The sequence below is a fragment of the Micromonospora sp. BS32 genome, assembly GCF_059089345.1.
On sequence record NZ_JBSSHR010000006.1, the window covers coordinates 237847 to 258417 of the forward strand.

At 71.6% G+C, this 20571-nt stretch carries 22 protein-coding genes; 8 read left to right on the top strand and 14 right to left on the bottom strand.

The annotated features are described in order from the left end of the window. Window positions 1-22: 22 nt before the first annotated feature. Complete coding sequence (locus AC5RWQ_RS12635) at window positions 23-784, top strand: SDR family NAD(P)-dependent oxidoreductase (protein WP_494282915.1); 762 nt, start codon at window positions 23-25, stop codon at window positions 782-784. Between the two features lie 73 nt (window positions 785-857). After that, window positions 858-1772: a polyphosphate kinase 2 gene (gene ppk2 / locus AC5RWQ_RS12640; RefSeq protein WP_494282916.1), complete on the top strand. Its 915-nt coding sequence runs from the start codon at window positions 858-860 to the stop codon at window positions 1770-1772. 9 nt (window positions 1773-1781) lie between these two features. On the opposite strand, the gene AC5RWQ_RS12645 is transcribed toward ppk2, so the two are convergent. From AC5RWQ_RS12645 to hrcA, 3 genes are all read right to left on the bottom strand, one after another. Beyond that, complete coding sequence (locus AC5RWQ_RS12645; protein WP_494282917.1) at window positions 1782-2516, bottom strand: 16S rRNA (uracil(1498)-N(3))-methyltransferase; 735 nt, start codon at window positions 2514-2516, stop codon at window positions 1782-1784. A gap of 1 nt (window position 2517) precedes the next feature. Further along, window positions 2518-3663, bottom strand: coding sequence for a molecular chaperone DnaJ (gene dnaJ / locus AC5RWQ_RS12650; RefSeq protein ID WP_494282981.1), 1146 nt, complete (start codon window positions 3661-3663; stop codon window positions 2518-2520). Window positions 3664-3738: 75 nt separating this feature from the next. Next, window positions 3739-4761 (bottom strand): heat-inducible transcriptional repressor HrcA, encoded by a 1023-nt coding sequence (gene hrcA / locus AC5RWQ_RS12655; protein ID WP_334490928.1) that lies wholly within the window; start codon window positions 4759-4761, stop codon window positions 3739-3741. Between the two features lie 211 nt (window positions 4762-4972). Between hrcA and AC5RWQ_RS12660 the strand changes: the two genes are divergently transcribed. Further along, a complete protein-coding gene (locus tag AC5RWQ_RS12660; protein WP_494282918.1) occupies window positions 4973-5581 on the top strand; it encodes a DUF4870 domain-containing protein in 609 nt (202 codons plus the stop codon). Window positions 5582-5622: 41 nt separating this feature from the next. On the opposite strand, the gene hemW is transcribed toward AC5RWQ_RS12660, so the two are convergent. Next, window positions 5623-6846, bottom strand: a complete 1224-nt coding sequence (gene hemW, locus AC5RWQ_RS12665) for a radical SAM family heme chaperone HemW (RefSeq protein WP_494282919.1) — start codon at window positions 6844-6846, stop codon at window positions 5623-5625. Window positions 6847-6865: 19 nt separating this feature from the next. Here hemW and AC5RWQ_RS12670 point away from each other — a divergent pair, with 19 nt between their 5' ends. Together AC5RWQ_RS12670 and AC5RWQ_RS12675 are read left to right on the top strand one after the other, a co-directional pair. Then, window positions 6866-7648, top strand: a complete 783-nt coding sequence (locus tag AC5RWQ_RS12670) for an enoyl-CoA hydratase-related protein (protein WP_494282920.1) — start codon at window positions 6866-6868, stop codon at window positions 7646-7648. Between the two features lie 95 nt (window positions 7649-7743). After that, window positions 7744-8610, top strand: coding sequence for a hypothetical protein (locus AC5RWQ_RS12675; RefSeq protein ID WP_494282921.1), 867 nt, complete (start codon window positions 7744-7746; stop codon window positions 8608-8610). A gap of 13 nt (window positions 8611-8623) precedes the next feature. On the opposite strand, the gene AC5RWQ_RS12680 is transcribed toward AC5RWQ_RS12675, so the two are convergent. From AC5RWQ_RS12680 to AC5RWQ_RS12710, 7 genes are all read right to left on the bottom strand, one after another. Then, a complete protein-coding gene (locus AC5RWQ_RS12680; protein ID WP_494282922.1) occupies window positions 8624-9265 on the bottom strand; it encodes an MOSC domain-containing protein in 642 nt (213 codons plus the stop codon). A 46-nt stretch (window positions 9266-9311) separates the two neighbouring features. Beyond that, entirely contained in the window at window positions 9312-10142 is an 831-nt protein-coding gene (locus AC5RWQ_RS12685; RefSeq protein ID WP_494282923.1) for a carbohydrate ABC transporter permease, read from the bottom strand. Beyond that, window positions 10139-11125 (bottom strand): carbohydrate ABC transporter permease, encoded by a 987-nt coding sequence (locus AC5RWQ_RS12690; RefSeq protein ID WP_494282924.1) that lies wholly within the window; start codon window positions 11123-11125, stop codon window positions 10139-10141. Before AC5RWQ_RS12690 ends, AC5RWQ_RS12685 begins: the two co-directional genes overlap by 4 nt. Next, entirely contained in the window at window positions 11122-12411 is a 1290-nt protein-coding gene (locus tag AC5RWQ_RS12695) for a sugar ABC transporter substrate-binding protein (RefSeq protein WP_494282925.1), read from the bottom strand. Before AC5RWQ_RS12695 ends, AC5RWQ_RS12690 begins: the two co-directional genes overlap by 4 nt. Window positions 12412-12645: 234 nt before the next feature. Further along, window positions 12646-12930: a GlsB/YeaQ/YmgE family stress response membrane protein gene (locus tag AC5RWQ_RS12700; RefSeq protein ID WP_494282926.1), complete on the bottom strand. Its 285-nt coding sequence runs from the start codon at window positions 12928-12930 to the stop codon at window positions 12646-12648. 657 nt (window positions 12931-13587) lie between these two features. Then, window positions 13588-14130, bottom strand: coding sequence for a 2'-5' RNA ligase family protein (locus AC5RWQ_RS12705; protein ID WP_494282927.1), 543 nt, complete (start codon window positions 14128-14130; stop codon window positions 13588-13590). 126 nt (window positions 14131-14256) lie between these two features. Then, window positions 14257-14784, bottom strand: a complete 528-nt coding sequence (locus AC5RWQ_RS12710) for a PadR family transcriptional regulator (RefSeq protein ID WP_494282928.1) — start codon at window positions 14782-14784, stop codon at window positions 14257-14259. Between the two features lie 62 nt (window positions 14785-14846). Between AC5RWQ_RS12710 and AC5RWQ_RS12715 the strand changes: the two genes are divergently transcribed. Beyond that, window positions 14847-15599: an alpha/beta fold hydrolase gene (locus tag AC5RWQ_RS12715; protein WP_494282929.1), complete on the top strand. Its 753-nt coding sequence runs from the start codon at window positions 14847-14849 to the stop codon at window positions 15597-15599. A 310-nt stretch (window positions 15600-15909) separates the two neighbouring features. Here the strand turns inward: AC5RWQ_RS12715 and AC5RWQ_RS12720 are convergent, their stop codons facing one another. The 3 genes from AC5RWQ_RS12720 to AC5RWQ_RS12730 all read right to left on the bottom strand — a co-directional run bounded on the left by AC5RWQ_RS12720 (window position 15910) and on the right by AC5RWQ_RS12730 (window position 19029). After that, complete coding sequence (locus tag AC5RWQ_RS12720) at window positions 15910-16194, bottom strand: GlsB/YeaQ/YmgE family stress response membrane protein (RefSeq protein WP_494282930.1); 285 nt, start codon at window positions 16192-16194, stop codon at window positions 15910-15912. A gap of 302 nt (window positions 16195-16496) precedes the next feature. Further along, a complete protein-coding gene (gene lepA / locus AC5RWQ_RS12725) occupies window positions 16497-18374 on the bottom strand; it encodes a translation elongation factor 4 (RefSeq protein ID WP_494282931.1) in 1878 nt (625 codons plus the stop codon). A 118-nt stretch (window positions 18375-18492) separates the two neighbouring features. Then, the gene (locus tag AC5RWQ_RS12730; protein ID WP_494282932.1) at window positions 18493-19029 is read right to left on the bottom strand and encodes a DUF4240 domain-containing protein; all 537 of its coding nucleotides are present in this window, start codon (window positions 19027-19029) and stop codon (window positions 18493-18495) included. A 106-nt stretch (window positions 19030-19135) separates the two neighbouring features. Between AC5RWQ_RS12730 and AC5RWQ_RS12735 the strand changes: the two genes are divergently transcribed. Continuing rightward, window positions 19136-20140 (top strand): phosphotransferase family protein, encoded by a 1005-nt coding sequence (locus AC5RWQ_RS12735; protein WP_494282933.1) that lies wholly within the window; start codon window positions 19136-19138, stop codon window positions 20138-20140. Between the two features lie 116 nt (window positions 20141-20256). Continuing rightward, window positions 20257-20523, top strand: coding sequence for a 30S ribosomal protein S20 (gene rpsT / locus AC5RWQ_RS12740; protein ID WP_494282934.1), 267 nt, complete (start codon window positions 20257-20259; stop codon window positions 20521-20523). Window positions 20524-20571: the final 48 nt, after the last annotated feature.

Genomic DNA, 20571 nt, shown 5'->3' on the forward strand with positions numbered 1-20571 from the left:
CCGCTGGGGCATGATGTGCCCCGTGACTTCACGGGCGGTACTGGTGACGGGAGCCTCGCGGGGCATCGGGCGGGCGGTGGCCCGGGCGTTCGCCGCGGGCGGGGACCGGGTGGCGATCCACCACCGCGACTCGGCGGAGCTGGCCGAACGGCTGCGGACGGAACTGCCCGGCGAGGGCCACGTCGTGGTCCGCGCCGACCTGGCCGACCCCGACGGGGTACGGGCCATGGTCGACGAGGCGGCCGAGCTGCTCGGCGGGTTGGACGTGCTGGTCAACAACGCCGGCGTCTTCGGCCCGGCGGACCCACCGCACCCGGTCTTCGAAAGCTCCTACGACCAGTGGCGGCAGCGCTGGCGCGAGGTCCTGGACACCAACCTGTTCGGGGCGGCGAACGCCTCCTGGTGCGCCGCCCAGCACATGCGCGACCGGGGCGGCCGGATCGTCAACGTCTCCTCCCGGGGCGCGTTCCGGGGCGAGCCGGCGAACCCCGCCTACGGGGCCAGCAAGGCCGGGTTGAACGCGATGGGGCAGTCGCTCGCGGTGGCGCTGGCGCCGTACGGCATCGCGGTGGCGACCGTCGCCCCCGGCTTCGTCGAGACCGACATGACCAACGAGCACCTGAAGTCGCCGCGCGGCGACGCCGTCCGGGCGCAGAGCCCGTTCGGCCGGGTCGCCCGCCCCGAGGAGATCGCCGCGGCGGTGCACTGGCTCGCCTCCCCGGCGGCCGAGTGGGCCTCCGGCACCGTCGTCGACCTCAACGGCGCCTCCTACCTGCGCACCTGACCGGCACCGTTCAGCAAACTGCCAGCCGGCCGGACGTGGCTGAACACCGCCCGGCGGGGTAACTGCCCAGGGCATGAACGACACCCCCACCCCGCTGGACCTCTCCGCCGACTTCCGGGTGGACGCCGGGCACGACGACGACCCGGTGCTGCTGCGACCCGACGGCACCCCGGTGGACACCTGGCGCGAGGACTACCCGTACGACGAGCGGATGCCCCGCGACGAGTACGACCACCACAAGCGGCTGCTCCAGATCGAGCTGCTCAAGCTCCAGGACTGGGTCAAGGAGTCCGGCGAGCGGCTGGTGATCCTCTTCGAGGGGCGGGACGCGGCCGGCAAGGGCGGCACCATCAAGCGCTTCATGGAGCACCTCAACCCGCGCGGCGCGAAGGTGGTGGCGCTGGTCAAGCCGAACGAGCGGGAGGCCGGCCAGTGGTACTTCCAGCGCTGGCTGGCGCACCTGCCGGCGGCCGGCGAGATCGTGCTCTTCGACCGGTCCTGGTACAACCGGGCCGGCGTGGAGCGGGTGATGGGCTTCTGCACCCGCAACGAGTACCTGGAGTTCCTGCGCCAGGCCCCCGAGCTGGAACGGATGCTGGTCCGCTCCGGCATCCGGCTGGTCAAGTTCTGGTTCTCGGTGTCGCAGAACGAGCAGCGCACCCGCTTCGCCGTCCGCCAGGTCGACCCGGTACGGCAGTGGAAGCTCTCCCCGATGGACCTCGCCTCGCTGGACCGCTGGGACGAGTACACCGAGGCGAAGGAGGCGATGTTCTTCTGGACCGACACCGCCGACGCGCCGTGGACGGTGGTGAAGAGCAACGACAAGAAGCGGGCCCGGCTGGAGGCGATGCGGCACGTGCTGAGCCGCTTCGACTACACCGGCCGGGACCCGGACGTGGTCGGCGTGCCCGATCCGCTGATCGTCGGCCCGGCCGGCCTGGACCTGCGCCCGGAGGAGGAGCCGGTGCCGGTCTTCCCCCGCCCCTGAGCCCGTCGCCTACCAGCGTCCGAGGCGGGTGGCGAGCACGCTGAGCGCGGCGACCCCGGCGGTCGAGGTGCGCAGCACCGACGGGCCCAGCCGGACCGGCCGGGCGCCCGCCTCGACGAACGCGGTCAGCTCCACCGGGGCGATGCCGCCCTCCGGCCCGACCACCAGCACGATCTCCCCGGTTCCGGACAGCTCGGCCGTGGTCAGCCGCTCCTCGGCCTCCTCGTGCAGCACGAACGCCGCACCCGCGCCGGCGATCCGGCGGGCCACCGTGCCGGTCGACTCGTCCGGGGCGCCGGCCACCACCGGCAGCCACGCCCGGCGGGCCTGCTTGGCCGCCTCCCGCGCGGTCGCCGCCCACTTCTCCCGGGCCCGTACGCCCCGGTCACCGCGCCACTGGGTGACCGAGCGGGACGCCGCCCAGGGCACGATCTCGTCCACCCCGACCTCGGTCATCGCCTGCACGGCCAGCTCGCCCCGGTCCCCCTTGGCGATGCCCTGCACCACGACGACCCGGGGCACCGGCGCGTCGACGTACCCCCGGGAGGTGACCCGCAGGTCGAGCACGCCCCGGCCGACGGCGGCGACCACCGCGGCGGCGGTGCCGCCCCGGCCGTCGGCCAGCAGCAGCTCCTCGCCGACGCGCAGCCGCTGCACGTTCGCGGCGTGGTGCCCCTCCGGCCCGTCCAGGGTCAGCGAGTCGCCGGTGGGCAGCGCCTCGACCAGGAACAGCGGCGCCGACACCTCAGGCGTGCCCGTTGAAGGCGTCGCGCATCCGGGAGAAGAAGCCGCCCTGCTTGGTCAGCTCGGCGACCTCCTCGCCCCGGGTCTTGGCGAAGTCGCGGAGCATCTTCTCCTGGTCGGCGTCGAGCTTGGTGGGGGTGCGCACGTCGAGGTGGACGTAGAGGTCACCCCGGCCGGTGCCGCGCAGGTGCGGTACGCCCCGGGCGCGCAGCCGCAGGGTGCTGCCCGGCTGGGTACCGGCCTTGACGTCCACCGTCTCCTCGCTGTCGAGGGTCTTGATGGTCAGCCGGGTGCCGAGCGCGGCGGCGGTCATCGGCACGGTGACCCGGCAGTGCAGGTCGTCGCCCTTGCGGGAGTAGACGTCGTGCGTCCGCTCGTGGATCTCCACGTAGAGGTCGCCGGCGGTGCCACCGCCCGGCCCGACCTCGCCCTGCTGGGCCAGCCGGATCCGCATGCCGTCCTCGACCCCGGCGGGGATCTTGACGGTCAGCGAGCGGCGGGTGCGGACCCGGCCGTCACCGGCGCAGGTCGGGCAGGGGTGCGGGATGGTGCTGCCGTAGCCCTGGCAGACGGTGCACGGGCGGGCGGAGACCACCTGGCCGAGGAAGGTCCGCTGGACCGACTGCACCTCGCCCCGGCCACCGCACGCCTCGCAGGTGGCCAGGTGGGTGCCGGCCGCGGTGCCCGCGCCCGAGCAGGTGGTGCAGAGCACGGCGGTGTCGACGGTGATCGGCGCCTCGACGCCGAACGCCGTCTCGTGCAGGTCGAGTTCCAGCCGCAGGATCGCGTCGGCGCCCGGCCGCGTACGCGGCCGCGGCCCCCGGGCGCCACCGGCGGCGCCGCCGAAGAAGGCGTCCATGATGTCCTGGAAGCCGACGAACGGCCCCGCCCCACCGGGCCCCCCAGGTCCACCGGCACCCCCGCCGCCCGGGGCGAGCGGGTCACCGCCCAGGTCGACGATCTGCCGTTTCCGGTCGTCCGAGAGGACCTCGTACGCGGCGTTGATGTCCTTGAACTTCTCCTGTGCCTCCGGGTCCGGATTGACGTCCGGGTGGAACTGCCGCGCCAGCTTGCGGTAGGCGCGCTTGATCTCGTCGTCGGAGGCCTCCCGGCTCACGCCGAGAATGCCGTAGTAGTCCCTGGCCACTGCGTTCGATGTCCTCATGTTCGTCTCGCGTTGCGCCGGTCGTCGGCCGGAGCCGGCCGCCGGCCCCTGCCTGGGTCAGTTCTGGGCCAGCAGCTCGCCCACGTAGCGTGCCACGGCCCTCACCGTGGCGATGGTGCCGGGGTAGTCCATCCGGGTGGGGCCCAACACGCCGAGCCCCCCGAGCGCGGTCGCCCCCGGCCCGTACCCGGTGCTGACCACCGAGGCGGCCCGCAGGTTGTCGATCTCGTTCTCGTCGCCGATCAGCACCCGGGTGGTGGTGGACTCCGCCTCGCCGATCAGCTTGAGCATCACCACCTCCTCCTCCAGGGCCTCCAGGATGGGTCGCAGCGAGCCCTGGAAGTCGAGCAGGCCGCCCCGGGTGAGGTTGGCGGTGCCGGCCAGCGCGATCCGCTCCTCGTGCCGCTCGACCAGCGTCTCCAGCAGCACGGTCGACAGCGTGGTCATCGCCCCGCGCAGGTGCGGCGCGGCCTCCTCGACCAGCGCCTGGACCAGCGGCGGGGTCTCCGACAGCCGGCTGCCGACCAGCTTCTCGTTGACCAGCCGGCGCAGGTCGGTGACGTCCTCGGCGGGGATCGGCGTGGGCAGCTCGACCAGCCGCTGCTCGACCCGGCCGGTGTCGGCGATCATGACGAGCATCAGCCGGGTGGTGGAGATCGGCACCAGCTCCAGGTGCCGCACCGAGGAGCGGGCCAGCGAGGGGTACTGCACCACGGCCACCTGCCGGGTCAGCTGCGCCAGCAGCCGGACGGTGCGGTGCACCACGTCGTCGAGGTCGACCGCACCGACCAGGAAGCGCTCGATGGCCCGGCGCTCGGCCGGGCTGAGCGGCTTGACCCGGGAGAGCCGGTCGACGAAGAGCCGGTAGCCGCGGTCGGTGGGCACCCGGCCGGCACTGGTGTGCGGCTGCCGGATGTAGCCCTCCTCCTCCAGCACGGCCATGTCGTTGCGGACCGTCGCCGGGGAGACGCCCAGCTGGTGCCGCTCGACGAGCGCGCGGCTGCCGACCGGCTCCTGCGTGGCCACGTAGTCCTCGACGATCGCGCGCAGGACGGCCAGTTTGCGGTCGTCGAGACCCATCTCCCCACCTCCTGACGCACGTCGGCCCGGGCGCGTGCGCGCGGGCGAGCGCTCTGGCACTCGACTGTAGCGAGTGCCAGTCTACGTCGGCGGCCCCACTGACGCGATGATCAGCGCCGGACCGTCGGTGCGGCACCAGGGCCGATCAGCCGGACATCCCGGGCGTTGTCGCTCTGGTGCCCCCTTGCCACCAGCCCCTACCGTGACGTCCATGACTGAACCACCTCGCCCTCCGGGCGCGGGCGACCCCGGCGCCCAGCCGGACCCGACCGCCCCCTCGGGCTCGTCGTACGAGCCCCCCACCGCACCACTGTCCGGGGCACCCGGAGCGGGCGGCTATCCCCCGCCCGGCGGCTATCCGCCACCTCCCGGGGGCCAGCCACCGTCGGGCGGCTACCCCCCGCCCGGCGGTTACTCCGCGCCCGGCGTCGGCTATCCGACCGGCGGCGCGTACGGCGCCCCGAGCGGCGGCTGGGCCAACAACGAGGACAAGACCTGGGCGCTGATCGCGCACTTCGGCGGCGCCGCGGCGATGTTCGTCAGCGGCGGTGTGCTCGGCTGGCTTCCCCCGCTGGTCGCCATGCTGGCCCGCGGCAACCAGTCGCCGACCGTGCGGCAGCACGCCGTCGCGGCGCTCAACTTCCAGCTGCTCTGGTCGATCATCGGTCTGGTCGGCTGGATCCTGGTCTGTGCCGTGATCGGCTTCATCCCGGTCGCCGCGGCGGTCATCCTCGGTGTGGTCTTCGGCATCCTGGGCGGCGTCAAGGCCAACGAGGGTGTGCTCTACCGCTACCCGATGAGCATCAGCATGATCAAGTGAGCCGCCGGCCGGCCTCCGGGCCGGCCGGCCGCTCCGCCCGCTCAGGGCAGCAGGTCGCGTACCACCGCGTCGGCGAGCAGCCGCCCGCGCAGGGTGAGCACCGCCCGCCCGGCGGCGAACTGCGCCGGAGCCAGCAGGCCGTCGGCGAGCGCCCGCTCGGCGCCCGCCCGGCCGGGCCCGTCCAGGGCGTCCAGCGGCAGCCCGGAGGCGAGCCGCAGCCGCAGCATCACGTCCTCCATGTGCGCCTCGTCGGGCGTGAGCAGCTCCCGGGCCAGGCCGGGTGACTCCCCCGCCGCAAGGCGCTTCGCGTACGCCGAGGGGTGCTTGACGTTCCACCAGCGCACCCCGCCGACGTGGCTGTGCGCGCCGGGGCCGAGCCCCCACCAGTCCGCGCCGGTCCAGTAGAGCAGGTTGTGCCGGCACCGGGCCGCCTCGGAACGGGCCCAGTTGGAAACCTCGTACCAGGAGAATCCGGCCGCGTCGAGGGCGGCCTCCGCGGCCAGGTAGCGGTCGGCCGCCACGTCGTCGGAGGGGTACGGCAGCTCGCCCCGACGCATCCGGGCGGCCAGCCGGGTGCCGTCCTCCACGATCAGGGCGTACGCGCTGACGTGATCCACCCCGGCCGCCACCACCCGCTCCAGCGAGGCGGCGAAGTCGTCGGCGCTCTCCCCCGGCGTGCCGTAGATCAGGTCCAGGTTGACGTGGTCGAACCCGGCGTCGCGGGCCTCCAGGGCGGCGGCGGTGGCCCGGCCGGCGCTGTGCTTGCGGTCGAGGATCGCCAGCACCCCCGGCGCGGCGGACTGCATACCCAGCGAGATCCGGGTGTACCCGGCCGCCCGCAGCGTCCGCAGCGACTCGGGGGTGACCGACTCCGGGTTGGCCTCGGTGCTGACCTCCGCGTCGGCGGCCAGCCCCCAGGTCCGGTCGATGCCGTCCAGGATCCGCGCCAGGTCGTCGGCGGGGAGCAGGGTCGGGGTGCCGCCCCCGACGAAGACGGTGTCCACCCGCGGCGGCGGGGTGGCACCGAGCACCCGGGCGGCCAACGCCAGCTCGGCCAGCACGGTGTCGGCGTACGACTCGCGGTCGGCGCCCCCGCCCAGCTCCGCCGCCGTGTAGGTGTTGAAGTCGCAGTAGCCGCAGCGGCTGGCACAGAACGGGACGTGCACGTACACCCCGAAACCGCGCGCGCCGACCGAGGTCAGGGCGGCGGCGGGCAGCGAGCCGTCGACGGGGACGGTCTCGCCTTCTGGAAGGACGCCGGGCATGGCCACTAGTGTGCCCGGCATGACCTCTCCCGACGCGCTCGTGCGGGTCTCCACGGCCCGCGGGGTGACCACCCTCACCCTGGACAGCCCGCACAACCGCAACGCGCTCTCCACTCCCCTGATGACCGAGCTGCTGGCCGGGCTCGCCGACGCGGTCGCCGACGACACGGTCCGGGCGGTCGTGCTGGACCACACCGGCCCGGTCTTCTGCTCCGGGGCGGACCTGAAGGAGACCGCGGCCGCGTACGCCAGCGGCAGGGTGCCCGCCGGGATGCTCGGTGACGTGCTCGCGGCGGTCTGGGAGTGCCCGAAGCCGGTGCTGGCGAAGGTGGCCGGGCCGGCCCGGGCCGGCGGGCTGGGCCTGATCGCGGCGGCCGACCTGGCGGTCTGCGCCGAGGAGGCGACGTTCGCCTTCACCGAGGTGCGGATCGGGGTGATCCCGGCGGTCATCTCGGCCACCGTGCTCCCCCGGCTGCACCCCCGGGCCGCCGCCGAGCTGTACCTCACCGGGGACACCTTCGACGGTCGGCGGGCCGCCGAGATCGGCCTGGTGACCGCCGCGGTGCCGGCGGGCGACCTGGCCGCCGCCGTGGAGCGCTACTGCGCGTCGCTGGTACGCGGCGCCCCGGGGGCGTTGGCCGGGGCGAAGGAGCTGCTGCGCCGGCCGGCCGCGACCGACCTGCGCGCCGAGATCGCCGACCTGGCCGCGCTGTCCACCGGCTACTTCCTCTCCGACGAGGGCCGCGAAGGGGTGCTGGCCTTCCGCGAAAAAAGGAACGCGAGCTGGGTGCCAATCGATTAGACCGTTTTCTCTGTTTGCTCCCGGGAATGTGAACCGGTCGGCCGACCCGGCTCGCGTCTTCCGGGACGTACGCTTGGCGAACTGTCGAAAGGGAGGTGCGGGTGCGAACTCGGGCATTCGTGACAGCCGGTGTGGTCGTGGCGGTGATCGCCCTGCTCGGGGTGTTCGTCGTCATCCGCCAACTCGGCGGGCAGCTTCGACTCCCGGTGGCCAGTCGCACCTGCACCGTCCAGGCCGACGGCACCGTCATCCTGGACGCCGACCAGATGGCGAACGCCGCGACCATCGCCGCGATCGGCATGCAGCGGCAGATGCCCGAGCGGGCGGTCGTGGTCGCCCTGGCCACCGCCTACCAGGAGTCCGACCTGCGCAACCTGCCCGACGGCGACCGGGACTCGATCGGCCTGTTCCAGCAGCGCCCGAGCCAGGGTTGGGGCACCCCCGAGGAGATCCGCAACGAGCGGTACGCGGCGGACCGGTTCTACGCCGCGCTGAAGAAGGTGCGCGGCTGGCAGGACATGGAGGTCACCGAGGCCGCCCAGGCGGTGCAGCGCTCGGCGTTCCCCACCGCCTACCAGAAGTGGGCGGACGAGTCGCAGGTGCTGACCCGGGCCCTGCTCGGCGACGCGACCGGCGCGGTGGCCTGCACGGTGGGCCGGACGCCGGCGATGCGCGGCGCGGCGGCCGCGGCCGCGCTCACCCAGGGCCTGACCCTCGACTGGGGTCTGCCGGCCACCGCGACGGCGGCCGAGCTGACCGGGCTGACCGTGCCGGCGGCCGACGACCGCGACGGCTGGCGGTACGCGCACTGGCTGGTCTCCCACGCCACCGACCACGGGGTGAAGCGGGTCCGCTTCGGCGATCTGGAGTGGACCGCCCGGGGCGGCAACTGGGCCAGGGTGGCCGATGGCCGGCCGACCGGCGGCCGGGTGCTGGCGGAGGTCTTCGCCGCCGAGCAGTGAGGCGCCGGCCCGGTCAGTGGGTGTCGGCGAGCCGGCGGCGGACCCGGTCCCGCAGCGGCTCGGGCAGCTCGGGCACGTCGAGCAGCCGGGGCAGCAGCTCCGGCTCCAGGCTCATCGCCCGGAACACCTCGCCGATGGTCACGCCGTGCGCGGGGCGGTCCACCACCTCGACCGGGTCACCCGCGCCGACCTCGCCCTCGCGCAGCACCCGCAGGTACGCCCCCGGCGCCGCCCGAGCGGTGAACCGCTTGATCAGGTCGGGTACGCCCCAGAAGCCGGCGAAGGTGGTGCACGGGGTGCGGGGCTTGGTCACCTGGAGCAGCGCGGAGCCGACCGCCCACTGCTCACCGATCACCGCGCCGGTGATGTCGATCGCCCAGGTGGTGAGGTTCTCGCCGAAGCCGCCGGGGCGGATGCCGGTGTCCATTTCGGCCGCCCACCACTGGGCGTCCTCCTCGGCGTAGGCGTAGACCGCCTGGTCGGGGCCGCCGTGGTGGGCCCGCTCGCCGATGAAGTCGCCCTCCACGCCGTCGACCCGCAGCAGCACCGGCCCGTTCACCGGCCGCTTGTCGATGCCGGTGCGGCCGCTCGCGTCGCCCGCCCACTCCGCCTCGGTCACCACGCCGAGGTTCACCGCCGCCACCCTGCCAGTCATGGCGGTGAGCCTAACCGCGGGCGAAGATCCGCGACAGCGGCCGGGCTCAGCCCTTGACCGCGCCGGCGACCAGGCCGGAGACCATCCGGCGCTGCACCAGCAGGAAGAAGATGACCACCGGCAGGGTGAACAGCGTCGAGGCGGCCATCACCGAACCCCAGGCGGTGTCGTCGCGGCCGAAGAAGAAGGTCATCGCCACCGGCAGGGTGTACCGGTTCTGGTCGTTGACGAAGGTCAGCGCGAAGATCAGCTCGTTCCAGGCGGTGATGAACGAGAAGATGCTCGTCGCCACCAGGCCGGGGGCCACCAGCGGGAAGAGAATCCGCCGGAACGTCTGCGCCCGGCTCGCCCCGTCGATCGCCGCTGCCTCCTCCAGCTCCTTCGGCACCGCCGCCACGAAGCCGCGCAGCATCCAGACCGCGAACGGCAGCGAGAAGCCGAGGTACGTGAGGATCAGGCTGGGCAGGGTGTTGTAGAGCCCGAGCCGCTGGATCATCAGGAACAGCGGGATGACCAGCGCTTCCAGCGGGATCATCTGGACCACCAGCAGCATGATCAGGAAGCTGGTCCGCAGCCGGAACCGGAACCGCGCCACCGCGGTCGCGGCCAGCAGCGCCACCAGCCCGCTGAGCAGGACCGTGCTCACCGCGACGAGCGCGCTGTTGAGGAAGAAGTCGGCGAAGGTCACGCCCGGGATCAGGTTGCCGGTGAGGATCTCCCGGTAGTGCTCCAGGGTCGGCTCGGCCGGCACCGGTCGGGGGGTCGCCGCAAATATCTCCCGGTTCGGCTTCAGCGAGGTGGCGACCATCCAGTAGACCGGGAACGCCGCGAAGAGCGCCACCAGCAGGCCGGCCGCGTTGAGGGCGACCTTCTTCACGACTCGTCCTCCTGCCTGAGCACCATCCGGACGTACAGACCGGTCACCACCAGCAGGATCAGCGTGAGGATGACCGCGATCGCCGAGCCCACGCCGTACTTCGGCGGCGGCGAGAAGGCCTCGGCGTACGAGTAGATGGAGAGCATGAACGTCGGCCGGTCCTGGGTGCCGCCGGCCAGCACGAACTGCTGGGTGAAGACCTTGAAGTCCCAGATGGTGGAGAGCACGATCAGGATCCCGAAGACCGGCCGGAGCAGCGGGAAGGTGATCCTCCAGAAGACCTTCCACGGCCCGGCCCCGTCGACCCGGGCCGCCTCGTGCAGTTCGCTCGGCACGCTCTTCAGCCCGGCGAGCACGCTGACCGCGATGAACGGGAACGAGTGCCAGACCACCACCAGGGTGAGGATGGCGAAGAAGAGCAGCGGCGAGTTGAACCAGCCGTACCCGGTCCAGTCGCTGCGCCCGAAGAGCGCCGTCGACAGGCCGTCCGGCAGCTTGTTGAACAGCCAGGTCACCAGGCCGGACGTGTCGTCGAAGATCCACTTCCAGACGATGGTGCCGGTCAGCGCCGGGGTGGCCCAGGCGAGCATCACGCAGCTGGCGACGAAGGTGGCCATCCGCTTGCCGAGCCGGTTGAGCAGCAGCCCCACCAGGGTGCCCAGGATCATCGTGAGCACCACGTTCGCCGCGGCGAAGAGCACCGTGTTGCGCAGCACCGTGCGGAAGAACGGGTCGCCGAGGATCTGGGTGTAGTTGGCCAGCCCCACCCACGGCCACTCGCGGTCGCCGCGCAACTGCCGGACGCTGTCCAGCTTGTAGAACGACATCGCCACCACCTGGCCGAGCGGCCAGAGCAGCAGCACCCCGATCACCACCAGGCAGGGCAGCAGGAGCAGGTACGGCAGGCGGTCCACGCGGGGCCGCCGCCGCGCGGGGGTCTCCCGCGCGGCGGCCGTCCCGGTGGGCTTGGTCAGTGTGCTCACTTGCTGTTCAAGATGCCTTCCATCTCGCCCGCCGCGTCGGCCGTGGCCTGCTCGACCGTCTTCTGGCCCTTGATGACCGAGCTGTTCATCGCCTGGGTCACGGTCTTGGTCCGGCTGACCTCGACCCACTTCGGGGTCAGCGGGGTGAGCTTGGTGTTCTGCATGGTGGTGGCGAACGCGCCCATCACCTTGTCGTTGGCGTAGTTGTTGCCGCCGACCAGGTCGGAGTAGACCGGGAAGAAGTTCAGGCTGCTGGCGAACTCCTTGTCCTTCTGCTTGCTGAGCAGCACGGTCAGGTAGTCCCAGGCCAGCGCCTGACGCTTGCTGTCCTTCCAGAGCGCGATGTCGGAGCCGCCGGCGAAGGCCGGGGCCGGCTTGCCGTCCGGGCCGGGGATGGGGAACGTGCCCCACACCTTCTCGATCTCCGGGTTGTCCTTCTTCATCGCGCCGCCCTGCCAGCTGCCGGCGAACGCCATGGCGGCCTTGCCGGTGGCGAACTGGGTCCGGGCGTCGACCTCGTTCCAGCCGGCGGCGGCCGGCGGGGCGACCTTGTGCACGGTCACCAGGTCCGTCCAGAACTTGACCGCCTTCTGCGCCTCCGGCGTGTTGTAGCCGGACTTCCAGCTGTCACCCTGCTTGGTGGCGATCTCCCCGCCGGCACCCCAGAGGAAGGAGTAGAAGGGCAGCTCGGAGTTGCCCGGCAGTGCGATGCCGTAGGTGCCCGGCTTCTTGGCCTGCACCGCCTTGGCGACGGAGACCAGCTCCTCCCAGTTCGTCGGCGGCTGCACGCCGGCCTCGGCGAACCAGTCGGTGCGGTAGTAGATGGCCCGGACGCCCGCGTACCAGGGGACGCCGTACTGCTTGCCGTCGAGCTGGGCGTTCTTCACCAGGTCGGGAAGGATGTCCTTCCCCTCGGTCCAGCCGGCGAACTTGTCCGTGACGTCGGCGAGCGCCTCCTGGGCGGCCCAGCCCTGGGTCTCGGTGTTGCCCAGCTCGGTGACGTCCGGCCCCTCACCGCCGGCGAGGGCGGCCTGGAACTTCTTCGGCGCCTCCAGCCAGGGGATGTACTGGACGACCACGTCGGTGTCCGGATGCTTCTTCTTGAACTCGGTCTCGACGCCGTCGAGGAACGTCGTCTGGGCGTCGCCGCCCTCGCCCATCATCCAGACCGTCAGCTTGCTGTTGTCGGCGGTTTCGTCATCGCCGGAGCCCCCGCAACCGGCGAGCACCATCGCGGCCGAGGCCACGACGGCGGTGACCGGAGCCAGCCGCTTCCACCTGTTCACGCCACTTCTCCCTCGCGCCGCTTGGCACAAACCTTCTCTGCCGCACCCTAGTAGGAAAAATTCCTTTACGACAGGGGGTGGCGACGGGCGAGGCGACCGTACCGCAGCCCGCAGGCGGCGGGGCAGGGCCGGACGGCGGCTGCGGGAGCCCGGCGACGGAGGCAACCGGACACACGCGAGCGGGCGCCCGACCCCTGGGGGTCGGGCGCCCGCTGAGAATGCGGTGTGGCGAAATTACCGGTGGGTGACGCCGCGACGACGACCCACGCCGGAGACCAGGGCCACGGCGACCGCGGCGAGCAGGACCTGCAGCAGGAACTCGCGCCAGTCGAAGCCGGCGGTGTCGGCGAAGCCCGACGCCCGGGCGATGATCGTGCCCAGCAGCGCGGCGCCGATGCCGACCAGCATGTGCAGCCAGATCGGCATGTTCTGCCGACCCGGCACGACCAGGCGGCCCAGCGCGCCGACGATCAGGCCGACGACGATGGCGGTGATGATGCCCCAGACGGTGAACTCCACGACCGTCCTCCTTCTCTAGGTATGTCACACGATGTGTGGTTGTTAGCGTGATCGATAAGTTCCCGAACCCGCGATTTTCCAAACCGACTTTCGGGCCGATCGGGGATGGAATCTCGCTGGGCTGCGGATACTTCCGAGAAATCTGGACCCGACGAAGGTGGGCGACCGGTCCGCAGCGGCACGGCCAACCCGGTGGCCCGCCGTGGCGGTCCCTTCCGACTCACGGTCAACCCGGGCGGAGGCGGCCCGGTCACGTCACACGCGAGCGGGGGCGCTGTCCTCCGTCGACTGATGCGGGACACATGTCCGCCAACTGATCTGCGACACCTCGGCGCGCTGATCGCGCAGAAGCGGACGTTCGGTCAGCGACCTCAACGGCGCGCCGTGAGGGGCACGAGGACTCTGCCCTCGTCACTGGCGGGGACGAAGAGGATGAGCACGCCGGCGACGATGACCAGAGCGGTGATTGCTACCTGCGTGCGCGGCGCACCCCCGACATCTTGAGACATCGCTACAGTCTCGGTCATCCGCCATGGTCTCCGCAGGAGCCGTATCGCCGAACATCGAATGCCGGCGGTCATCGCCGCGTCTTGATCCCGCGTTCCTCGCCCAACCTTCCGCGATCCGCCGGCACCGACCAGCGGCAAGAGAGGACGTTCAACTCCTGTCCGGCTCAGCCAACGGAAACGTGGTCTGCCTGATCCAAGTGTCGCTGTCATCGGCCTGAGCGATGAGCGTCATCTTCCGAGCACGTCCCACGATGGGCAGATGCTGTTCGAGGGCCCGTTCTGCAGCTTGCATGTCCTCCAAGTCGCAGCCATGAGCCACTGTCAGGTGAGGCACGACGTCGTCAAACTGCCCCTCGAACGGCGGGAAATTCGGGAAGGCTGTGTGCACGAGCTCTGTGAGGATCCGGAAGGGCTGGGGATCCTCCGGCGCGAGCCACAGAACCTCGTCGCCAAACCATGCGGTGCGGGTCAGTCGGAAGTCGAACGCCGCGGTGTTGGCGAAGATCCGCCGAAGCTCAGCTACGACCACCAGGTCGATCTGAGCTGGAGGCACGAACGGGAACAGCACGGTGACGTGGGCCGGGACCCCTAGCCGGGCGCTGGCGTCGAGCACGTCACGGTGGCGTCCCACTGCCGCTTCCGCCTCGGGAACCTCGAGTATCAGGCCACTTCGACGGAGCACCGCACCCATGGCCCGAGCCTAGATCTCGGCGTCGACCGGGGACGCACCGGACTCGGGATGCACGCGCGGACAGCGGCAGATGTGCGCGTTGGTGTGGGCTGCGGACAGTCGGCCTACCGAAGTCGATCCGGGTGGTCATCGCGTGAGTGATGTCAGCATTTCCCGCAGCCAGGCGATCTCGGTGCGGCTGGTGGCGGTGGCGATGCGGAACAGTCCTCGGCGGAAGGGGTCGTCGGGAAAGTCGTCGGCGCGCAGCGGTCGGTCGCCGTCCCAGAAGAAGCTCGCCGGCTGGGTGAGGAAACTGAGCCGGCGGTGCAGCACGGCCCCTTGGGCTGCTGGGTCGTCGAGATGGTGCAGGAAGGCCAGCAGCGTGAACCAGCGGTTCTCGTCGGTGATGAACAGCTCGTCGGGTGTGCGGAGCTGACGCAGCAACTCCGCGTGTCCGGCCGGGCTCAGGATCAGCACGTGCCGTGGTGCCGCCACCTGGCCAGCCTGCACGTCGCGACGCAGCAAGCCCGCACGTTCCATGCGTTTGATCGTCGGGTACAGCGTCCCGTCCGCGATCGGCCGGACGTGGCCCGTGAGTGCAGCCACGCGTCTGCGCAGCTCGTACCCGTGCAACGGGGCGTCGGCCAGGAAGCCCATTATCGCGAACTCCAACACCGTGCTAGCTTACCTCGACAGCGTGATACCTCGAACACGAGGTACCGGTCAGGAGGTACGTGATGCGCGGCGCCCAGGTGCGACCAGATGGCACGACGATCCGCTGGGTGGAGCTCCCCGGCGCCGAACCCACTCGGGTCTACCTGCACGGGCTCGGCGCCTCCTCGCCGGCGTACTACGCGGCGGTGGCCACCAACCCCGCCCTCGCCGGACGGCGCAGCCTGCTGATGGATCTGCTCGGGCACGGCATCAGCGACCGGCCCGCCGACGCCTCGTACACGCTGGAGGAGCACGCCGACCTCCTCGCTACCGCGCTGACAGCAGCCGGGGTCGGCGCCACAGAGGTGATCGCACACAGCATGGGCGGCGCCGTAGCCATCGTCCTGGCCGCCCGCCATCCACACCTTGTTTCCGCACTGGTCCTTGTCGACGCCACCCTCGACCCGCAGCCTCCGGGCGTCGGCATCCACGCCCGCTACACCGAGGAGCAGTTCGTACACGGCGACGGCCGAGCCGAGACGCTCACCCGAGTCGGCACGGCCTGGGCGGCGACGATGCGACTCACTGGTCCGGAGGCGCTTTACCGCACCGCGGCACACCTCGGCCGCGGCACCACCCCCACCATGCGTGATCTGCTGCTCGAACTGCCCGTGCCGCGCACATACCTCCACCCGGCCGACAACGAACCGATCGGTGCGCGCGCCCTGACCGACGCCGGCGTGCGGGTGGTCGCCGTGCCAGACGCCGGCCACAACATCATGCTGGACAACCCCGACGGCTTCGTCGCGGCTACAGCCGCGGCATTGCGGGCGTAGCGCGAGCGTTCCATCCGCAATTCGGGAGTTGAGGACCGGTCAACCCTGCGACCGTCGCCGGCGCGACTCGCGGCAGGTGTGGGTGCTCAAGACCGCCGATCGACCGCGGCGGTGCCCAGCGCCGAACGCCGGTAGCGGATCTCGTGCCGGTGGCGTTCGCTTCGTCGGCAGCAACCTGCCGCTAGGTCGCTGGATCTGTCGCACATCAGTTGACGGACATGTGTCGCGGATCTTTTGTCGGATCACCACCGCGAGCGGGCGCCCGTACCCGAGGGGTACGGACGCCCGCTGAGCGTGCGATGTTGCGAAATTACCGGTGGGTGACGCCGCGACGACGACCCACGCCGGAGACCAGGGCCACGGCGACCGCGGCCAGCAGGACCTGCAGCAGGAACTCACGCCAGTCGAAGCCGGCGGTGTCGGCGAAGCCCGACGCCCGGGCGATGATCGTGCCCAGCAGCGCGGCGCCGATGCCGACCAGCATGTGCAGCCAGATCGGCATGTTCTGGCGGCCCGGCACGACCAGGCGGCCCAGAGCGCCGACGATGAGACCAACAACGATCGCGGTGATGATGCCCCAAACGGTGAGCTCCACGGTCGCCCTCCTCCTGAATGTTCGAGTCGCACGGTGTGTGCGGTTCTTGTCGTGACCGGTAGATGCCCGAACCGCCGAAAAACCAAACCGACTCAACGGAACAGGCGTCGTCCCAGGTCGATGCACACCCGTCGCGTCGGTTCCCGAACGACACGTCCGCGCAGGTCAGGGCAGGCCTCCCGGCCCGGGCACGGGGTAACGGAACATCGAAAAATTCACCGGTACGACCCGCGCGCACCGACGGAAACGGCCGGCATCCCGCCCGAGACAGGGGTGCCGGCCGTCGTCGACGAACGGTGGAGCTACTTCTTGCCGGCCGCCTTGCCGTCCCCCGAGTCGGAGGAGAGGGCGGCGATGAAGGCCTCCTGCGGGACCTCCACCCGGCCCACCATCTTCATCCGCTTCTTGCCCTCCTTCTGCTTCTCCAGCAGCTTGCGCTTACGGCTGATGTCACCGCCGTAGCACTTGGCGAGCACGTCCTTGCGGATGGCGCGGATGGTCTCCCGGGCGATGACCCGGCTGCCGATGGCCGCCTGGATGGGCACCTCGAACTGCTGGCGCGGGATCAGGTTGCGCAGCTTCGCCGCGATGCTGACCCCGTAGTTGTACGCCTTGTCCTTGTGCACGATCGCGCTGAACGCGTCCACCGGCTCGCCGTGCAGGAGGATGTCCACCTTCACCAGGTCGGACGCCTGCTCGCCGGAGGGCTCGTAGTCCAGCGACGCGTAGCCCTTGGTCCGGCTCTTCAACTGGTCGAAGAAGTCGAAGATGATCTCGGCGAGCGGCAGCGTGTAGCGCAGCTCCACCCGGTCGGCGGAGAGGTAGTCCATGCCGAGCAGGCTGCCCCGACGCCCCTGGCACAGCTCCATCACCGCGCCGACGTAGTCGTTCGGGGTCAGCACGGTGGCCCGGACGACCGGCTCGTACACCTCGGCGATCTTGCCGGTGGGGTACTCGCTCGGGTTGGTCACCACGATCTCCTCACCGTCATCCGTGATGGCCCGGTAGACCACGTTCGGCGCGGTGGAGATGAGGTCGAGGTTGTACTCCCGCTCCAGCCGCTCCCGGATAATCTCCAGGTGCAGCAGGCCGAGGAAGCCGCAGCGGAAGCCGAAGCCCAGCGCCCCCGAGGTCTCCGGCTCGTAGTCGAGCGCGGCGTCGTTCAGCTTGAGCTTGTCCAGCGCCTCACGGAGGTTCGGGTAGTCCGAGCCGTCGATCGGGTAGAGCCCCGAGTAGACCATCGGCTTCGGATCCTTGTAACCACCGAGCGCCTCGGTCGCCGGCCGGGAGTTGATGGTGACCGTGTCACCGACCCGGGACTGCCGGACGTCCTTCACGCCGGTGATCAGATAGCCCACCTCGCCGACGCCGAGCGCGTCGGCCTTCACCATCTCCGGCGAGATCACCCCGATCTCCAACAACTCGTGCACGGCACCGGTGGACATCATCTTGATCCGGTCCCGGGCACTGATCAGGCCGTCGATCACCCGGACGTAGGTGACCACGCCACGGTAGACGTCGTACACCGAGTCGAAGATCATCGCCCGGGCGGGCGCGGCGGCGTCGCCGACCGGCGGCCTGAACTGCCGGACGATCTCGTCCAGCAGGTACGGCACGCCCTCACCGGTCTTGCCGGAGACCCTGATGCAGTCCGCCGGGTCGCCGCCGATCAGGTGCGCCAACTCCTCGGCGTACTTCTCCGGCTGGGCGGCCGGCAGGTCGATCTTGTTGAGGACCGGGATGATGCGCAGGTCGTTCTCGAGCGCCAGGTAGAGGTTGGCCAGCGTCTGCGCCTCGATGCCCTGGGCGGCGTCGACCAGCAGGACCGCGCCCTCGCAGGCGGCCAGCGACCGGGAGACCTCATAGGTGAAGTCGACGTGACCCGGGGTGTCGATCATGTTGAGCACGGCCTGTTCGCCGGCCCGCTCCCCCTCGCGGACGGTCCACGGCATCCGGACGGCCTGGCTCTTGATGGTGATGCCGCGCTCGCGCTCGATGTCCATCCGGTCGAGGTACTGGGCACGCATCTGCCGGGGGTCGACCACGCCGGTGAGCTGCAGCATCCGGTCGGCCAACGTCGACTTCCCGTGGTCGATGTGGGCGATGATGCCGAAGTTCCTGAGGCGCGCCGGGTCGGTGGCACCAGGAGCGTTCGCGCCGGGATCGAGCGTCGGTGGCACAGCTGTCCGTTCTGGTCGGCTGACGTGAGCGGGCCGGCGCGACGCCGGCCCCCTCTATGCTCCCACGTCGCCCGCGACGCGGTCCGATCACTCCAGGGTGCCGGCCCACCGCCCGCGGTCACTCCTCGGGCGGCTCCACGAAGAGCGCGGCCAGCCGGGGCAGCCGACGGCGCGCCTCGTCCTCGTCGTCGAAGTCCCAGAAGTCGTTGAGGTCGGGTGCCGCGACCGGGTCGCGCTCCGCCGGCAGCTCGGTCGCGGTCGCCTTCCGGTACGCGTCCCAGGGCACCGTGAGCATCTCCGGGCAGCGGAACTCCTCGCCGCTGAGCGAGGCGGCCCGCACCCGGGGCAGCTCGGCCAGCACGTCCGGGTCACCGACCGCCCTGGCGAAGACCGACCGGCCCTGGGTCATCAACCAGCCCCGGAAGTACTCGAAGTCGTCGTCGGAGGCGCCCCCGTTGATCAGGTAGGCCGCGCCCCAGAGGTCGACCTGGTAGGAGGCGGCGAGCACCCGCTGCTGGTGGCGGGCGTACCCGACGATGTCCTCCGGATCGCGCTCGGCCAGCAGGGCGACCGCCCGGGCGGCGACCGCCGGCGCCTCACCGCCGCCACCGACCCGAGCCTGCTCGATCAACTGCCAGAAGTCGTCGGTCCTCATGGCCTGGCAGTCTCCCAGACCCACTCCCGTCCCCGGTCGGGCAGCGGGAACATCGCGGCGAGTCGTGGGAAGTCCAGTCCCCGGGGGGAACGCCGGGCGGGGCAGCATGGGAGGGGTGACCACCAGCCCGCCGCCGTACCACGGCACCGCCGTACGGCCCGACTGGTCGGCGCTGCCCCGCGGGCTGCGGGACGCGGTGGCCGCCCGGCTCGGCGCGCCCGTCGTGTCCGCACGTACCGCCGGGGCCGGCTTCACCAGCGGGTTCGCCGCCGTGCTGAACACCGCGGACGGCGGCCGGGCCTTCGTCAAGGCCGCCGACCTGACCCGGCAGCGCCACCTCGCCGACTGGTACGCCCGGGAGGGAGCGGTCCTGGCCCGGCTCCCCGCCGGCCTGCCGGTCCCCCGGCCGCGCTGGGCGCTCGCCGACTCGGGCTGGTACGCGCTCTGCTTGGACGCGATCGACGGGCGGACGCCCCGGCTGCCCTGGGACCCGGCCGAGCGGGACGCCGTCCTCGCCGGGTACGCCGAGGTGGCCGCCGCGCTCGCCCGACCCCCCGCCGACCTGGTCGCCCTCGGGCTGCCCCGGCTGGCCGACCTGGCCCGCGACGACATCCTCTGGTGGGGTGAGGTGGCCGCCGGCCGCGAGCCGGCGCCGCCGCTGCCCGGCTGGGCCGACGCCCGGCTGCCCGAGCTGGTCGCGCTGGAGTCCCGGCTGCCGGCGTACGCCGCCGCCGGCCACGGCCTGGTGCACGGGGACCTGCGGATGGACAACGTGCTCCTCGACGCCGACGGCCGGGCCTGGTTCTGCGACTGGACGTGGCTCTGTCACGGCCCGGCCTGGTTCGACCTGGTCAGCCTCCTGATCACCGGGTACCCGGGCGGCGCGGATCTGGACGGGGTCTTCACCGGCCACCCGGCCACGGCCGGCGCCCCGCCGGACGCCCTGGACGTGACGCTGGCCGCCCTCGCCGGCTACCACCTCACCTCGGCGGCGGCCCCGGACCCGGCGGTCGCGGGGGCGGGGGCGGCATCCCCGCATCTGCGGGCGCACCAGCGGTTCAGCGGGGAGCGGGCGCTCGCCTGGCTGGCCGCTCGGCGGGGCTGGGGCTGAGCCGTTTTGGCTCGTCCCGGCCAACCTGGTAACCTGGCTCTTCGCGCAGCGATGACGCCTGTTCGTCGTCGCGCGCGGCAACAGACCATACCGAGCTATCAAGACGAGGCTGTCGCGTGGCGAACATCAAGTCCCAGATCAAGCGCAACCGGCAGAACGAGAAGGCCCGGCTGCGCAACAAGTCGGTCAAGTCGTCGCTGAAGACCGCCATCCGCAAGTTCCACGAGGCTGCGGAGGCCGGTGACGCCGAGAAGGCTGCCGTCCTCATGCGTGACGCCGCCCGCAAGCTGGACAAGGCCGCCAGCAAGGGCGTGATCCACGCCAACCAGGCGGCCAACCGGAAGTCGGCGATCTCCAAGCGCGTCGGCTCGCTCTCGGCCTGACCCAGAGCAACTTCAGACCTGACCGGAAGCCCCGGGCGGCGACGCCCG

Bases quoted from the DNA above. Each gene is read 5' to 3' on its own strand.
- AC5RWQ_RS12705 (WP_494282927.1), bottom strand. From the start codon at position 14,130: ATGGGTGCGGTGCTCCGTCGAAGTGGCCTGATACTCGAGGTTCCCGAG.
- hemW (WP_494282919.1), bottom strand. From the start codon at position 6,846: ATGCCCGGCGTCCTTCCAGAAGGCGAGACCGTCCCCGTCGACGGCTCG.
- hrcA (WP_334490928.1), bottom strand. From the start codon at position 4,761: ATGGGTCTCGACGACCGCAAACTGGCCGTCCTGCGCGCGATCGTCGAG.
- AC5RWQ_RS12660 (WP_494282918.1), top strand. From the start codon at position 4,973: ATGACTGAACCACCTCGCCCTCCGGGCGCGGGCGACCCCGGCGCCCAG.
- AC5RWQ_RS12735 (WP_494282933.1), top strand. From the start codon at position 19,136: ATGGGAGGGGTGACCACCAGCCCGCCGCCGTACCACGGCACCGCCGTA.
- AC5RWQ_RS12670 (WP_494282920.1), top strand. From the start codon at position 6,866: ATGACCTCTCCCGACGCGCTCGTGCGGGTCTCCACGGCCCGCGGGGTG.
- AC5RWQ_RS12730 (WP_494282932.1), bottom strand. From the start codon at position 19,029: ATGAGGACCGACGACTTCTGGCAGTTGATCGAGCAGGCTCGGGTCGGT.
- AC5RWQ_RS12680 (WP_494282922.1), bottom strand. From the start codon at position 9,265: ATGACTGGCAGGGTGGCGGCGGTGAACCTCGGCGTGGTGACCGAGGCG.
- AC5RWQ_RS12715 (WP_494282929.1), top strand. From the start codon at position 14,847: ATGCGCGGCGCCCAGGTGCGACCAGATGGCACGACGATCCGCTGGGTG.
- ppk2 (WP_494282916.1), top strand. From the start codon at position 858: ATGAACGACACCCCCACCCCGCTGGACCTCTCCGCCGACTTCCGGGTG.